At 30.7% G+C, this 15,383-nt stretch carries 15 protein-coding genes and 1 rRNA gene (1 of these 16 only partly in view); 11 read left to right on the forward strand and 5 right to left on the reverse strand.

Translation table 11 applies throughout. The features are described from left to right. Window positions 1-382, reverse strand: a 16S ribosomal RNA gene (locus tag EGM88_RS02985) (it extends 1,140 nt beyond the left edge of the window). Window positions 383-1,198: 816 nt separating this feature from the next. Here EGM88_RS02985 and thrS point away from each other — a divergent pair. The 5 genes from thrS (at window position 1,199) to EGM88_RS03010 (ending at window position 5,502) form a co-directional block, all read left to right on the forward strand. Further along, window positions 1,199-3,148: a threonine--tRNA ligase gene (thrS, locus tag EGM88_RS02990; protein ID WP_123896492.1), complete on the forward strand. Its 1,950-nt coding sequence runs from the start codon at window positions 1,199-1,201 to the stop codon at window positions 3,146-3,148. A 51-nt stretch (window positions 3,149-3,199) separates the two neighbouring features. After that, complete coding sequence (gene infC, locus EGM88_RS02995) at window positions 3,200-3,715, forward strand: translation initiation factor IF-3 (RefSeq protein ID WP_262695637.1); 516 nt, start codon at window positions 3,200-3,202, stop codon at window positions 3,713-3,715. Window positions 3,716-3,839: 124 nt separating this feature from the next. Continuing rightward, window positions 3,840-4,037, forward strand: a complete 198-nt coding sequence (gene rpmI / locus EGM88_RS03000) for a 50S ribosomal protein L35 (protein ID WP_123896494.1) — start codon at window positions 3,840-3,842, stop codon at window positions 4,035-4,037. Window positions 4,038-4,164: 127 nt separating this feature from the next. Next, window positions 4,165-4,509: a 50S ribosomal protein L20 gene (gene rplT, locus EGM88_RS03005; protein ID WP_123896495.1), complete on the forward strand. Its 345-nt coding sequence runs from the start codon at window positions 4,165-4,167 to the stop codon at window positions 4,507-4,509. Between the two features lie 183 nt (window positions 4,510-4,692). Further along, window positions 4,693-5,502, forward strand: a complete 810-nt coding sequence (locus EGM88_RS03010; RefSeq protein ID WP_123896496.1) for an HAD family hydrolase — start codon at window positions 4,693-4,695, stop codon at window positions 5,500-5,502. A 30-nt stretch (window positions 5,503-5,532) separates the two neighbouring features. Here EGM88_RS03010 and EGM88_RS03015 read toward each other — a convergent pair whose 3' ends face one another. Continuing rightward, entirely contained in the window at window positions 5,533-5,955 is a 423-nt protein-coding gene (locus EGM88_RS03015; RefSeq protein WP_123896497.1) for a secondary thiamine-phosphate synthase enzyme YjbQ, read from the reverse strand. Between the two features lie 41 nt (window positions 5,956-5,996). Then, complete coding sequence (locus EGM88_RS03020; protein WP_123896498.1) at window positions 5,997-7,868, reverse strand: SulP family inorganic anion transporter; 1,872 nt, start codon at window positions 7,866-7,868, stop codon at window positions 5,997-5,999. A gap of 98 nt (window positions 7,869-7,966) precedes the next feature. Between EGM88_RS03020 and EGM88_RS03025 the strand changes: the two genes are divergently transcribed. Beyond that, window positions 7,967-9,697 carry a M14 family metallopeptidase gene (locus EGM88_RS03025; protein WP_123896499.1) on the forward strand — a complete coding sequence of 577 codons (1,731 nt, stop codon included), beginning with the start codon at window positions 7,967-7,969 and terminating at the stop codon, window positions 9,695-9,697. Window positions 9,698-9,700: 3 nt separating this feature from the next. On the opposite strand, the gene EGM88_RS03030 is transcribed toward EGM88_RS03025, so the two are convergent. Continuing rightward, complete coding sequence (locus EGM88_RS03030) at window positions 9,701-10,297, reverse strand: NUDIX hydrolase (RefSeq protein WP_123896500.1); 597 nt, start codon at window positions 10,295-10,297, stop codon at window positions 9,701-9,703. 40 nt (window positions 10,298-10,337) lie between these two features. Between EGM88_RS03030 and pyrE the strand changes: the two genes are divergently transcribed. Further along, complete coding sequence (gene pyrE, locus EGM88_RS03035) at window positions 10,338-10,979, forward strand: orotate phosphoribosyltransferase (protein WP_123896501.1); 642 nt, start codon at window positions 10,338-10,340, stop codon at window positions 10,977-10,979. Between the two features lie 65 nt (window positions 10,980-11,044). Further along, complete coding sequence (locus EGM88_RS03040; RefSeq protein ID WP_123896502.1) at window positions 11,045-11,434, forward strand: SRPBCC family protein; 390 nt, start codon at window positions 11,045-11,047, stop codon at window positions 11,432-11,434. On the opposite strand, the gene EGM88_RS03045 is transcribed toward EGM88_RS03040, so the two are convergent. After that, on the reverse strand, window positions 11,431-12,165 hold the full coding sequence (locus EGM88_RS03045; RefSeq protein ID WP_123896503.1) for a biotin--[acetyl-CoA-carboxylase] ligase: 735 nt from the start codon (window positions 12,163-12,165) through the stop codon (window positions 11,431-11,433). The two genes, EGM88_RS03040 and EGM88_RS03045, sit on opposite strands and share 4 nt — an antisense overlap. Window positions 12,166-12,286: 121 nt before the next feature. Between EGM88_RS03045 and rsfS the strand changes: the two genes are divergently transcribed. Genes rsfS through EGM88_RS03060 form a run of 3 tightly spaced genes read left to right on the forward strand, consistent with a single transcriptional unit; the run spans window position 12,287 to window position 15,383 of the window. After that, on the forward strand, window positions 12,287-12,658 hold the full coding sequence (gene rsfS / locus EGM88_RS03050; protein ID WP_123896504.1) for a ribosome silencing factor: 372 nt from the start codon (window positions 12,287-12,289) through the stop codon (window positions 12,656-12,658). Between the two features lie 26 nt (window positions 12,659-12,684). Continuing rightward, complete coding sequence (gene ftsH, locus EGM88_RS03055) at window positions 12,685-14,733, forward strand: ATP-dependent zinc metalloprotease FtsH (protein WP_123896505.1); 2,049 nt, start codon at window positions 12,685-12,687, stop codon at window positions 14,731-14,733. A 41-nt stretch (window positions 14,734-14,774) separates the two neighbouring features. Further along, window positions 14,775-15,383 carry a hypothetical protein gene (locus tag EGM88_RS03060; protein WP_123896506.1) on the forward strand — a complete coding sequence of 203 codons (609 nt, stop codon included), beginning with the start codon at window positions 14,775-14,777 and terminating at the stop codon, window positions 15,381-15,383.

Here is a 15,383-nt window from a genome sequence, read left to right on the forward strand (position 1 = left end):
GCCTCCATTGTCCAATATTCCTCACTGCTGCCTCCCGTAGGAGTCTGGTCCGTGTCTCAGTACCAGTGTGGGGGATCTCCCTCTCAGGACCCCTACCTATCATCGTCATGGTAAGCCGTTACCTTACCATCTAACTAATAGGACGCATACTTATCTTATACCAATAAATCTTTAATTATAAATTGATGCCAATCTATAATACTATGGAGTATTAGTCAGAATTTCTTCTGGTTATTCTCCAGTATAAGGCAAATTGTATACGCGTTACTCACCCGTGCGCCGGTCGTCAGCAAGTAGCAAGCTACTCCTGTTACCCCTCGACTTGCATGTGTTAAGCCTGCCGCTAGCGTTCATCCTGAGCCAGGATCAAACTCTCCATCGTATAAATTTTAAATCTCTTTAAAAACGAAAAGTTTCTCAAAAAAAATTAACTAGGTTCAAACCTATAATTTTACTCTATTTTTACGCTGTCAATTTTCAATATTTTCAATGAACTCCTTCGATTAAACCTCTCAGTTTTTTCGAAAAAAAATACCCAATATATATTAGGTACATCTTCGTTAGTGAACAGGAATCGAACCCGTTTATTTTACCAAATCACTATTTCATTTATTAGCTGTTTCGCTAAGCGGGTGCAAATATAAAACCTTTTTTCTTCCCCGCAAGAAAAAAATAAACTTTTTTTTTATTTTTTCTCTCAAAACAACTTTTCAAAAAACTACCACTCATCATCTCTCCCAAAGCGGGTGCAAATATACAATGGTTTTATTCTTTTACCAAGATTATTTTAAATAAAAATGATAATATTTTTTAATAAGCTAAACCTCAATAACTTATTTTTAACACTACTCAATTAAAACACAAAAGATATCATTTACTTCATAAATTACATCACAATTCAAATCGTCTTATACATATTATATAATAAAATTGAGACACTAATAAAATTTCATCCACTCGCACCTCTCCCACTGCAACAAATTACTTCTTCCAATTATTTACTTAAAACTAAAAAATAACAATACCTATATTAATTGAATATCAATTCATTTAAGAATGATTATACATAACCAATTAACAAAGAAAACAACCAACACTTATATCATAGTAATACAACAATAATAGGCTTTGTTAATATTAAAAAAATTCTTGTTGTTAAAGAATTAGTAATATCTTTGCACCCTTATTTACCATATTTATGATTAAAATTACATTACCCGACGGCTCTATTAAAGAAGTTGTAAAAAATAGCACTCCTATGGATGTTGCAAAAAGTATTAGTGAAGGCTTTGCTAGAAATGTTATTTCTGCAAAATTTAATGACATTACTGTAGAAACCTCAACTAAATTAACTCAGGATGGCACCTTAATATTATACACATGGAAAGATGACGAAGGAAAAAAAGCATTCTGGCACTCTTCTGCACACCTTTTAGCACAGGCTCTTTTGCATTTTTATCCGGATGCCAAACTTACTATTGGACCCGCTATAGAAAAGGGATTTTATTATGATGTGGATTTTGGCGATAAAACCTTATCCGATAACGATTTTAAGAAGATAGAGAATAAAATGATTGAATTTGCTAGAGAAAAGTTTGAATTCAAATTAAGACCAGTTTCCAAAAAAGACGCTCTACAATATTACAAGAATCTTAACAATGAATTTAAAGTTGAGTTAATTGAAAATTTAACTGATGGAGAGATTACTTTTTGCGATCATGCGGATTTTACAGATTTATGCCGTGGTGGGCACATACCCAATACAGGGTTTATTAAAGCTGTTAAAATAATGAGTGTTGCTGGAGCCTATTGGCGTGGTGATGAAAAAAACAAACAATTGACTCGAGTTTATGGTATTTCATTCCCTAAACAAAAAGAACTTACAGAATATTTAAACTTACTTGAAGAAGCAAAAAAACGTGATCACAGAAAACTTGGAAAAGAGCTTGAATTATTTACTTTTTCACCTAAAGTAGGGCAAGGATTACCCTTATGGCTTCCAAAAGGAGCTGCTTTACGTGAAAGATTAGAAAATTTTCTAAAAAAAGCTCAGAAAAAAGCTGGTTACGAAATGGTGGTTACGCCTCATATCGGTCAAAAAGAATTGTATGTAACTTCGGGACATTATGCTAAATATGGAGAAGATAGTTTTCAACCAATACATACCCCAAAAGAGGATGAAGAGTTTTTATTAAAACCTATGAATTGTCCTCATCATTGCGAAATATACAATAACAAGCCATATTCTTACAAAGATTTACCAAAGCGATTTGCAGAATTTGGCACAGTTTACCGATATGAACAAAGTGGTGAATTACACGGGCTAACACGTGTTAGAGGTTTTACACAAGATGATGCTCACATATTTTGTACACCAGAACAATTGGATGAAGAGTTTAAAAATGTTATTGACTTAGTATTATATGTATTTGGCTCACTTGGATTTGATAATTTTTCTACTCAAGTTTCCATTAGAGATATGAATAATTTAGACAAATACATTGGCGATACAGATACATGGGAAATAGCTGAACAAGCAATTATTAACGCTGCAAAAGACAAAGGATTAGACTACGTTGTTGTTGAAGGAGAAGCTGCTTTTTACGGACCAAAGTTAGACTTTATGGTAAAGGATGCATTGGGTAGAAGTTGGCAATTAGGAACTATTCAAGTTGATTACAACTTACCAAAACGCTTTGACCTAACCTATAAAGGTGCTGACAACCAACTACATAGACCTGTAATGATTCATAGAGCTCCCTTTGGATCTATGGAAAGATTTATTGCTTTGCTTTTAGAACATTCTGGAGGTAACTTTCCTTTGTGGTTAATGCCTGAGCAAGTTATTTTATTGCCTATCAGTGAGAAATATGAAAAATATAGCAAAAAAGTTTTACAATTGCTGGAAAATTACGAAATTCGCGGCCTGATAGATGACAGAAATGAAAAAACGGGGAAAAAGATTAGAGACGCTGAAGTAACTAAAATTCCGTTTATGATAATTATAGGTGAAGAAGAAGAAAAGTCTGAAACTATTTCCGTTAGAAGACACGGAGGCGAAGATTTAGGAAAAATAACCGTAGATGAATTTTCATCTTTGGTAAATAAAGAAATAAATAGTACATTACAACAGTTTAAGTTTAATTAAAAATTTACAGCCATAGCAATACGTAGAAAAGGAGGTAGAAAACCTTGGAGAATACAAAAAGAAGATGCACATCGCATAAACGGTAACATTCGAGCTCAAGAAGTTCGTTTAGTTGGAGATAACGTAGAGATAGGGGTCTATCCCTTAGCTCAAGCAAAAAAAATTGCTCAAGAGCAAGAGTTAGATTTAGTAGAAATATCTCCAAACGCGTCCCCACCTGTTTGTAAAGTTATTGACTATAAAAAGTTTTTATACGAACAAAAGAAACGGGAAAAAGCATTAAAAGCTAAAGCGAGTAAAGTTGTAATGAAAGAGATTCGTTTTGGTCCTAATACTGATGACCATGATTACGAATTCAAAAAGAAACATGCAATTAAGTTTTTAAGTGAAGGTGCTAAACTTAAAGCCTATGTGTTTTTTAAAGGACGCTCTATAGTTTATAAAGATCAAGGTGAAATTTTATTATTAAGATTAGCCACTGATTTAGAAGAGTACGGAAAAGTTGAACAATTACCTCGATTAGAAGGTAAGCGAATGACCATGTTTATTGCACCTAAAAAGAAATAAACCTATATTCATAATTGTTTTTTAAAACAAGGTGGATAATTACTAATTAAATTTAAGAGATCGCATAAAAATATCTCTCAGAGTAAAGAAAATAAGTAAGAATAAATATAAAAAGCAGGAGAAAATGCCTAAAATGAAAACAAAATCTAGTGCTAAAAAACGCTTTAAGCTAACAGGTACTGGTAAAATTAAAAGAAAACACGCTTTTAAAAGTCATATTTTAACAAAAAAATCAAAAAAACGTAAGTTAAAGTTAACTCATTCTGCATTAGTACATAAAGCTGATGAAAGAAACGTGTTAAAAATGTTAAAATTAAAATAGATTATAGTCTATGAAATACTTCAAAGCAAAATGCTCTGGAGTACAAGGAATTATTAACCATGTGTTAGTGCTTATAAAATGCCAATGATATAAATAATGGCTGCCTAACTCAAAAACAATTAAAATTATGCCAAGATCGGTAAACTCAGTAGCTAAAAGAGCTCGCAGAAAAAAAATATTAAAACAAGCTAAAGGTTATTTTGGAAGACGTAAAAACGTTTATACAGTAGCCAAAAATGCGGTTGAAAAAGCAATGTCTTATTCATACCGTGATAGAAAAAACAAAAAACGTAACTTTAGAGGGTTGTGGATTCAGCGTATAAACGCAGGAGCACGTCAACATGGAATGTCATATTCTCAGTTTATGGGTAAAATAAAAGCCAATAACATTGAGTTAAACAGAAAAGTATTAGCTGATTTAGCAATGAATCATCCTGATGCTTTTAAAGCCATAGTAGATAAAGTTAAATAAATAATAATATTCTTACTTATAAAAAAATCCTGAACCTTGGTTCGGGATTTTTTTTTGTAGTTATTTAGTTCTAAAGCATTTACTGTTATTTAATTTTAAGTTAGAGTATTCTTACTTTATATGTGGCACTAAAAACATGTTTATCAAAATTAAGAGTCTTATTTTTGCATAAAAATATAATTTATGGATTTAAGTAATGTAAAGCTGGTAGTTACTGATTTAGACGGTACACTTTTAAATTCTAACCATGAAGTGAGTAATCATTTCTTTGAGCTTTTTCACAATCTAAAAAATCATGTTCATTTTGTAGCTGCTAGTGGGCGGCAATATCACAGCATGAGTGCCAAATTTGAATCTATATTAAATGATATTACCATTGTTGCTGAAAATGGTGGACTTACAATGCAAGGAGATAAGGAGCTTTTATTTACCGATTTATCAATTGAAAAGACAAGAGAATTAATTCCATTAATACGTGAATTAAATGGTGGTTATGCAGTATTATGCGGAAAAGAATGTGCTTATGTAGAAACTGAAAACCAAGATTTTATTTCTTTATTTGATGAATATTATAATAAATATAAAATGGTAAAAGATCTTAGTAAAGTAACAAATGATCCAATATTAAAAATAGCAATTTATCATTTTGAATCTTCTGAAAAATATCTGTTTCCAGCTTTAAAACATTTGGAAGGTGAAATGAAAATAAAAGTATCAGGACAGAATTGGTTAGATATATCTCATGTAAATGCCAATAAAGGTTTTGCTTTAAAGCAACTGCAACAAAAAATGGGAATTAGCCCAAAAGAAACTATGGTTTTTGGTGATTATAATAATGATTTAGAAATGCTAGAATTAGCCGATTATAGTTTTGCTATGGAAAATGCACATCCTGATGTAAAAAAAGTTGCCAATTATTCTACAAAAAGCAATGAAGATTACGGTGTAGAAGTAGTTTTAGAACAGTTATATAAGGCCAAACAAAATCGTTGAATCAAGAAGAGATGGTAGTAAGCCCCTCCATTACAATCCAAAAGCGGTAATAACAATAGAACGTGAATTAGCATTATTTCGATGTTCACAAAGATATATTCCTTGCCAAATACCTAAATTTAATTTTCCGTCAGTTATGGGAATTTGAATAGAAGTTCCTAGTAAAGATGATTTAATATGAGCTGGCATGTCATCTGATCCTTCATAAGTATGTATATAATAAGGAGCATTTTCAGGAACTAGAATTTTAAAATGACTTTCAAAATCTTGTCTAACAGTTGGATCTGCATTTTCATTAATTGTTAAACTAGCAGATGTATGCTTTATAAAAACCTGAAGAATACCAGTTTTAATCTCTTTTATCTCTGGAATATTTTGAAGAATTTTATTAGTAATAAGATGAAATCCTCTTTTATGAGGTGGCAATTTAATTTCTTTCTGAAATGTTTTCATAATTAAATAATAAACTAGCCTAACCTATTTTTATAAAATATTTACAAATCTTTATACTCTCCTAATCCTTTGGTAAATTTTTCAGGGTCAGCAGCCAAATGATAACGTGGATCGTCAATGTCTTCTACTATTACTTCTTGAAACTTTGGACTCGCTTTATAAAGTAATTCTTTACATTCCTCACTTAAATGTTTTAATTTAATTTCCTTACCTGCATCTTCATATTTTTTTACAAGATTAAATACAGCTTCGAGTGCAGAGTGATCGCTAATACGAGATTCAACAAAGTCAATTTCCACTTTATCAGGATCATTTTTTACATCAAATTTATTATTAAATTCTTGAATACATCCAAAAAACAAAGGCCCCCAAATTTCGTAAACCTTAGTTCCATCTTCACGCATACGTTTTCTAGCACGAATACGTTTAGCATTTTCCCAAGAAAACACCAAGGCACTTACAATTACACCTGCAATTACTGCAATGGCTAAATCGAAAATTACAGTAAGTGTAGATACTAATACCAAGACTATTAAATCACTAACAGGTATTTTATTTATAATTCTAAAACTTGACCAGGCAAAAGTTCCAATGACCACCATAAACATAACACCGACAAGAGCTGCGATAGGTACTTGCTCAATTAACCCTGATGCAAATAAAATAAAGCCTAATAAAGCTAAAGCAGCCACTATACCCGACAGTCTACCTCTACCCCCTCCTTTTATATTAATGATAGATTGACCAATCATAGCACAACCTCCCATACCTCCAAAAAATCCTGTTACTATATTTGCACCACCTTGAGCCAAACATTCACGATTTGAATTCCCTCTGGTTTCTGTAAGTTCATCAACTAAATTTAAAGTCATTAAGGATTCAATTAATCCAATAGCAGCTAAAATTAATGCATAAGGACCAATAAATTTTAAGGTTTCCCAAGTAAAAGGAACCTTTTCGAATATATCAAATTGAAACTTAGGCAATCCACCTTTTAACCCATCTCCACCTCCATCTGCAATGAAACTACCAACTGTAGCCACATCTAATTTCCCAAAAATAGCAATAGCAGAAACCACCACAATAGCTACCAGTCCATCAGGTATTTTTTTAGAAATTTTTGGCAACCCAAACATTAATAACATTGTTAGAAGTACCAAGCCAGACATTAATAGAAGTTCCTGTTTTGGTAACCATTTTTTTGCGGCACCAATTTTTTTAATTGAATAGATAGCTGAAGGTTCAATATTAAACTTTACTTCTTTATTTTTTATATCAAAGACTTGATTATCGTAAATATCAAATTTCACTTCTTTAGTATCCGCATCAATCAATTGATTATTTTCTTTGATAAATAACAATTTACCTGAATCTGCATCATAGACTTTATTGTCTGCTATATTCATAATTTTAATAACAGATTCAGTTTTTATTTTATTATTTCCATAAGCATCTTTTATATTCTCTTTAAACATGCCAAGTTGAGACAAAAATATAACAATGGCTAATCCATTTACAAACCCCATCATTACAGGATGCGGTATTAATCTAACAAATTTTCCTAGCTTAAAAATTCCTGCAAGCATTTGAATAATTCCCATTAAAATAACTGTTGCAAAAAGGTAATATAACCCTAATTCTTCATTAGGACTTCCCATCGCATTCCCTTTTGCCACTAACGTTACCATAACCACTGCCAACGCACCAGTTGCTCCAGAAATCATACCTGGTCTCCCACCAAAAGCAGCTGTAATTAAACCTATCATAAACGCTGCATACAACCCTACTAAAGGATCAACACCAGCAACAAATGCAAATGCAACTGCTTCTGGTACTAAAGCTAAAGCTACAGTAAGTCCACTTAAAATGTCATTTTTAGCGTTAGATGCTCTTTTTCTAATAAATTCAGTCATTGCATTTTAATTTTGAAGCCGCAAAAATACAGTTAATCTAAAGAACCACAAGAATATATAATACTATTTTTATTAAGTTTGATGCTTAAAATAAAATTATGCAAAAAATTTATCTTCTCTTTTTATTCCTTTGTGCTTCCTTTATGGCAGATGGTCAAACCAAGACTGAATTTACCACTATATTTGAAAAAAGTAATGGAACAGAAACTGCAACTTACAATCAAACAATTGAGTTTTACACAAATTTAGCCAAAAATTATGCTACAATTGAACTTATAAAAATTGGTAAAACGGACGCTGGTAAACCATTACATATAGCGGTATTCAATCCAGATAAAGAGTTTGACTTTTTAGAAATAAAAAAATCAAAAACAGTACTACTTATTAATAATGGAATCCATCCTGGAGAAAGTGACGGAATTGATGCTACCATGATGTTATATAGGGATATTGCTCAAGGCAAAATAAAGTCACCAAAAAATGTAGTTTTAGTAGCTATTCCAATTTATAATGTTGGAGGTAGCTTAAATAGAAACTCTCACAGTAGAACCAATCAAAATGGCCCAAAAGAATATGGTTTTAGAGGAAATGCCCGAAATTTTGATTTAAACCGTGATTTTATTAAAAATGACACTAAAAATGCCAAAACTTTCGCCAAGATTTTTCACTTAGTACAACCTGATGTTTTTATTGACAACCATGTTAGTAATGGTGCTGATTATCAATACACACTAACTCACTTGTTTACGCAACACAATAAACTAGGTGGAAGTTTAGGGAAATATGTCAACACAAAATTAAGACCAGAACTAGAAAAGAAACTAGCTAAAAAAAAATGGGACATCACCCCTTATGTAAATGTTTTTAATAAAACACCAGACAAAGGATTTTCTCAATTTATAGATTATCCTAGATATTCAACTGGTTATACAACATTATTTAATACGTTGGGAATGATGGTTGAAACTCACATGTTGAAACCCTATAAGCAACGAGTTAATGGTACTTACGAACTGATGGTAAGTATGATTGAAATTATGGAAGAAGAAGCTGACGTTATTTCTAATTTACGAAAGAATTACTATTTAAATATTTTATCTAAAAAAACTTACCCTTTAAATTGGGAAATAGATACAACAAGATTTAGCACTTTAAATTTTAAAGGATTTGAAGGGCAAATGATTCCAAGTAAAATAACTGAAAATCTGAGATTAAAATACAATCGATCAAAACCATTTACCAAACCTATTAAATATCAAAATTATTATAAACCTTCAACAGAAGTTATAATACCTAATGGATATATTATCCCTCAAGGTTGGCATAACGTAATTGATTTATTGAAGCTTAATAATATTGTAATGACCCCTATAAAAAAAGATACTACTTTTACGGTTCAATCATATAAAATTATCGATTATAACACGAGGAAATCTGCTTACGAAGGACATTATCAACATTACAACACCAAAGTTAAAACAGAAAAAATTATCAAGACATTTAGAGCTGGTGATGTATTAATAAATATAAAACAACCTGGAATTCGCTACTTATTAGAAACCTTAGAGCCACAAGCTCCTGATTCTTTTTTTAATTGGAATTTCTTCGACGCTATTTTACAACAGAAAGAAGGATTTTCTCCTTATGTTTGGGAAGATGTGGCCTTAGAAGTTTTGGCTAATAATCCAAACCTTAAAAAGACTTTTGAAGAGAAAAAAACAAATAACCATGATTTTTCTACTAATTGGTATGCTCAATTAGAATGGATTCATAAGCATAGTAAATACTATGAAAAAGCTCATTTAGTTTATCCAATTTATCGATTTTAGATATTATATGTAGTTACTTTTAAATAATAATTTTATATTCTCATAAGTATTTGTTAGAGCCTCTTTTATTTGAAGATTATTAAGCCATTCAACTCTAGTTATGCTTTCTTCTTGCTGGGGCACTAGTTTTCCTTTAAAATCTGAAAACATTTTAAACCAATAAGAAACTTTAAGCACATACTTCTTTTTGTGTTTATAAATGTGATAAGTAATAGGTAAAGGTTCAACAATACTTAAATTCTCAATACCAGTCTCCTCCTCTACTTCACGTAAAGCGGCATTTTTTATGGTCTCATTTTTTTCAATTTTACCTTTAGGTAAATCCCATTTATTATTTCTATAAATAAAAAGAACCTCCTTCTTATCATTAACAACTTTTCCTCCACCTGCTTCAATTACCACAAAATAACTTGTAAAATGTTCCCATAAATCTTCAAAATTATTGTGATAAAGGTAAATAGAATCGGACGTATTTTTTTCTATTGTTGATAGAATTAACATTATATCAACATTCTTTATATGAAAAAAGTTTTTTTCTATTTCATATTTTAAATTCGTAACTAAATAAATGACATGATTGTTAAAAAATACAGACTTCATTAAATATATAGTATTAAAATAATTGTTTAATTTTGCTATTATGATTTTAGAAAAAAATATAGCAAAAGAAACCGCAGAGTTTCTTCTACAAATTAAGGCAATTAAATTGAGTCCGAAAAACCCATTTACATGGGCTTCTGGATGGAAATCGCCTATTTATTGTGACAATAGAATAACATTGTCTCATGTACAGATACGCAATTTTATTAGAGAGTCTTTAGCTAAAATTATTGAGCAGAAATACGGAAAACCAGATGCAATTGCAGGTGTAGCTACTGGTGCAATTGCCATTGGGGTATTGGTGGCTCAAGAGTTAGGCTTGCCTTTTATATATGTACGTCCAGAGCCAAAAAAGCATGGCAGACAAAATCAGATTGAAGGACAAATTGACAAACATGCTTCTGTTGTTGTAATAGAAGATTTAATTAGTACTGGTGGAAGTAGCCTAAATGCTGTTAAAGCTCTTAAAGAACAAGATATAAAAGTGAAAGGCATGGTTGCTATTTTTTCTTATGGTTTTGATGTTGCAGCTCAAAATTTTGAAGACGCCAATGTGGAATTGACAACATTAAGTGATTATGACACATTAATACAGCAGGCCATTGCTAGAAATTATGTTCCCGAAGAAGACCTATTTACACTACAACAGTGGAGAAAAAATCCAAGTACTTGGAAGAAATAATTAGGTAAACCATCACCTTCAATATTTAACTCAAAGAAAATCCCAATCCTTTTTTAATTATAAAGATGAATTTAGAAACAAATAAAGTAGTTGTTAAGAAAACTCAAGAAGAAATGTTTGAATTTTTAACAAAAGTTGAAAATTACGAGAAAATAATGCCAGAAAACACAGATAAATTTGAGGTAAAAGACGACTCTTTTTTGTTTGCTCTAAAAGGAATGCCTGAAATTCGATTAAAATTACAAGAAAAATTGGCTAACGACAAAGTAGTTTTGAGCTCTACAAGCGATAAATTCCCTTTTACTTTAACCGGAAACATTGTTAAAATTGACGGTAATTCTAGTGAGGTGCAATTAATTTTTGATGGTAAATTTAATCCTATGATGGCCATGATGATTAAAAATCCTATCCAAAAATTTATCAGTACACTTACTGAGAATATAGGAAAACTTTAAGCGAACTTAATTTCTCTTATTCCAAATTCTTTTAAGGTTTCATCTTCTAATTCAACAATAAGGTTGCCCATTAATGAAGTGCCAACTATTTTACCTAAAAATTTCTGTTCATCAGAAGTTGTTATAAACATAGAAGGAACCCCTTTTTTATATAGAATTTTTTCGTATTGATTTTTTATCTTTTTATACTCTTGCTTTCTTACAGAAATAAGTTGATATTGAATTTCCATTAGAATTTTTTCTAACAGTTCATCTTTATCTATTTCTTTGTTTAGTATTAGTCTTAATGAAGTGGCCTGAGTTAAACCTTTAGAAAACTTAACTTGATTTACATTTAAACCGATGCCTACAATAGCATAATTTACTAGAGAACTTTTTATTACACACTCTGATAAAACTCCACATATTTTCTTACCTGCTGACAAAATGTCGTTAGGCCATTTTACAGATAATTTATCGGGAATATAGTATCTTAAAACATTATAAATTGCAATTGATATGCTATAATTTAAAATATGCTGATGAGCAACATTTAAATTATCAAACCGAATTAACACACTAAAAGTTAAGTTTTTACCTTTTTCCGAAATCCAGATATTATCACCTTGACCTCTACCATTTAACTGTTCATTTGCCACAACAACAGTAGCATCTTTTACATCAGATTTTTTAATTAAATTCCTCAAATAAATATTTGTAGAATCTATGGCATTAAGTTTGACTATCTTCATATATAAACACAAATATAATAATATGTCTGCATTAGTTAGTTATATTCAAACAAAAACTAAAGATGCATTCATCACTAATAATAAAATTAATACATTTGCAAATTAATTATAAAGTTAGTTAATGGCTAAAAATAAAGTAAGTACTGATCAGTTAATTTCTGAAATAATAAATGGCATTGAAAAAGTTAAAGGATTAAAAATTAATCTTTTAGACTTAAGAGAGATTGAGAATACCGTTTGTGATTATTTTATCATTTGCGAAGGAGGTTCAAACACTCAAGTTAATGCAATATCAGGATCAATTCAAAAAACAGTAAGTAAATCATTAAAAGAAAATCCTTGGCACATAGAAGGTGAATCTAACGCTGAGTGGGTTTTATTAGATTATATTAATGTAGTAGTGCACATATTTCAAAAACAAGTTAGAGAGTTTTATGATATTGAAAGTTTATGGGGTGATGCGAAAATTACCTCAATAGAAGTTTCATATTAATATTTAATATTTATTAGAAAACAATAATGAGCAAAGACAATAATAACAAAAATAATAATAAGCCATTTAAGGAATTTAAGTTCAAGTTTAATTTTTATTGGATTTATGGAATTCTATTCGCTTTAATTATCGGTTACCAATTTTTTAACAGTTCTGATTTAGCTTCAACCAACCTTACCGAAAATGAGTTCGTAGAGTTGCTGAAAGAAGATGATGTGAAAAATATTGTAATCGTAAATGATGATGTTGCAAAGATTTATTTAAAAGATGAAGCTTTTGAGAAAGCTAAATTTAAAAAATTAAAAGAAAGTCCTTTTTTTAATAAAAATGAAGCCGCTTATATTCATGAATTTGGTGAATTAGGTAAATTCCAAGAGAAACTAGATCAATTAAAAAGTGAAAATAGCTTATCATTTGACACTAGTTACACTAATGAAACTAGTATTTGGGAAGGTTTATCTCTATGGTTACCTTTTCTAATAATTATTGCAATTTGGATTTTCATTATGCGTCGTATGTCAGGTGCTGGTAGTGGCGGCGGACCAGGTGGCCAAATATTTAATATTGGAAAATCTAAAGCCAAACTATTTGACCAAGATCAAAAAGTACAAACTTCATTCAAAGATGTTGCTGGATTAGAAGGAGCAAAAGAAGAAGTTCAAGAAATTGTAGATTTTCTTAAAAATCCTGATAAATACACTAAATTAGGAGGAAAAATACCAAAAGGAGCTTTACTAGTTGGCCCTCCTGGTACAGGTAAAACCTTATTAGCAAAAGCAGTTGCTGGTGAAGCTAAAGTCCCATTCTTTTCTCTATCTGGATCTGACTTTGTTGAAATGTTTGTTGGTGTTGGAGCTTCTCGTGTTAGAGATTTATTTAAACAAGCTGCACAAAAATCACCTTCAATAATTTTTATTGATGAGATTGATGCAATAGGTAGAGCTAGAGGTAAAAATAGTTTTACAGGCGGTAATGACGAACGTGAAAACACCTTAAATCAATTATTAACAGAAATGGACGGTTTTGGTACCGATACTAACGTAATTGTATTAGCTGCAACAAACCGAGCTGATGTCTTAGATAAAGCCTTAATGCGTGCTGGTAGATTTGACAGACAAATTTATGTGGATTTACCTGATATGAATGAACGTAAAGAAATATTTCAAGTTCATATAAGACCTTTAAAAATGGATAGTGATGTTGATGTTGAATTCTTAGCAAAGCAAACTCCTGGCTTTTCAGGTGCTGATATTGCTAATGTTTGTAATGAAGCGGCTTTAGTTGCTGCTAGAAAAAATAAAAAAGCCGTCCACCATCAAGATTTCCTAGATGCTGTTGATAGAATTGTTGGTGGATTAGAAAAGAAAAACAAGATTATAACACAAAAAGAAAAACGAACTATAGCTTTTCATGAAGCTGGACACGCTACTGTAAGTTGGACACTAGAACATGCTGCTCCTTTAGTAAAAGTTACCATTGTTCCTAGAGGTCAATCCTTAGGAGCTGCTTGGTATTTACCGGAAGAAAGAATGATTGTTCAAACAGAGCAAATGTTAGACGAAATGTGTGCTGCTCTTGGTGGTAGAGCTGCAGAACAGCTTATTTTTGGTAAAATTTCTACAGGTGCCTTAAGTGATTTGGAAAAAATTACCAAACAAGCTCGTGCTATGATAACTATCTACGGCTTAAGTGAAAAATTAGGAAACATTACGTATTATGATTCTTCAGGTCAATCTGATTATAATTTTTCGAAACCATATAGTGAAGAAACAGCAAAATTAATTGACAAAGAAATTTCGGAATTAATTGAGACTCAATACAAAAGAGCCTTAAAAATTCTTTCAGATCATAAAGAAGAATTAACTACGTTAGCTGAACTTTTATTAGAAAAAGAAGTTATTTTTAGTGACGATTTAGTTAAAATACTTGGTGAAAGACCTTTTATTAAAGAACCATTAGCAGTAAAAAAAGAAGAAACAAAAAAGGAGGATATTATACCTGAAGATTCTACGGAAACAAGTGCAAATCAAAAAGATGTGAACAATGAGGGTGAGATTTCAACAGAATTAGTATAATAATTTCTTAAATATTTATTTTTGAGAAACTCCCTAATAAAATGAATCTTTTAAAAAAATTATTTAGTGCTACACCAGAAGGTGAACCTAATAAAACAACTGACAAAACAAATACAGAAAGAAACATTCCTAAAATGGCTTCTCTAGATGAAACTTTTGTGCAAAATTTTATTTACAAAGGTGGTAAATTTTTGTACTGTACTAACTACGAAGAAGTCAATAAAAATCTCTTAAATATTCTTCAAGAAAATAATTGGGAAAAGGTTGTATGTTTTGATAGTGATTTAAAAAAAGTTTTAACTATTGTTGAACGTGATTATACAGAACAAATCATAAAACAATATCCATTCTTTACCTATTGTGAGCATTTATTAGCTGATGAAGGAAGTATCTTGTTCTCTTCAGAACAAGTACATTTTCATAAAATTGTAGATTTACCTGATTACTTTATCGTTTTAGCAAGAACCAGCCAAATGGTTAGAGATAAAAGCGAAGGTCTAATGGGTATCAAACAAAATTATTTAAAAAACTTCCCAACAAATATTAGCTCTATAAAAAGCTATAAACCAGAAAAGGTAGATGATGACTTTTTAAGCTTTGGTAATAATAATGCAAAAAAGCTATATTTGTTGCTTTTAGAAGACTTATAA

The organism is Aureibaculum marinum, from assembly GCF_003813905.1.
GTDB lineage: Bacteria > Bacteroidota > Bacteroidia > Flavobacteriales > Flavobacteriaceae > Aureibaculum > Aureibaculum marinum.

Excerpts from the sequence above, each read along its gene's own strand:
- thrS (WP_123896492.1), top strand. The coding sequence starts at position 1,199 with ATGATTAAAATTACATTACCCGACGGCTCTATTAAAGAAGTTGTAAAA.
- rpmI (WP_123896494.1), top strand. The coding sequence starts at position 3,840 with ATGCCTAAAATGAAAACAAAATCTAGTGCTAAAAAACGCTTTAAGCTA.
- rplT (WP_123896495.1), top strand. The coding sequence starts at position 4,165 with ATGCCAAGATCGGTAAACTCAGTAGCTAAAAGAGCTCGCAGAAAAAAA.
- EGM88_RS03010 (WP_123896496.1), top strand. The coding sequence starts at position 4,693 with ATGGATTTAAGTAATGTAAAGCTGGTAGTTACTGATTTAGACGGTACA.
- EGM88_RS03015 (WP_123896497.1), bottom strand. The coding sequence starts at position 5,955 with ATGAAAACATTTCAGAAAGAAATTAAATTGCCACCTCATAAAAGAGGA.
- EGM88_RS03020 (WP_123896498.1), bottom strand. The coding sequence starts at position 7,868 with ATGACTGAATTTATTAGAAAAAGAGCATCTAACGCTAAAAATGACATT.
- EGM88_RS03025 (WP_123896499.1), top strand. The coding sequence starts at position 7,967 with ATGCAAAAAATTTATCTTCTCTTTTTATTCCTTTGTGCTTCCTTTATG.
- EGM88_RS03030 (WP_123896500.1), bottom strand. The coding sequence starts at position 10,297 with ATGAAGTCTGTATTTTTTAACAATCATGTCATTTATTTAGTTACGAAT.
- pyrE (WP_123896501.1), top strand. The coding sequence starts at position 10,338 with ATGATTTTAGAAAAAAATATAGCAAAAGAAACCGCAGAGTTTCTTCTA.
- EGM88_RS03040 (WP_123896502.1), top strand. The coding sequence starts at position 11,045 with ATGAATTTAGAAACAAATAAAGTAGTTGTTAAGAAAACTCAAGAAGAA.
- EGM88_RS03045 (WP_123896503.1), bottom strand. The coding sequence starts at position 12,165 with ATGAAGATAGTCAAACTTAATGCCATAGATTCTACAAATATTTATTTG.
- rsfS (WP_123896504.1), top strand. The coding sequence starts at position 12,287 with ATGGCTAAAAATAAAGTAAGTACTGATCAGTTAATTTCTGAAATAATA.
- ftsH (WP_123896505.1), top strand. The coding sequence starts at position 12,685 with ATGAGCAAAGACAATAATAACAAAAATAATAATAAGCCATTTAAGGAA.
- EGM88_RS03060 (WP_123896506.1), top strand. The coding sequence starts at position 14,775 with ATGAATCTTTTAAAAAAATTATTTAGTGCTACACCAGAAGGTGAACCT.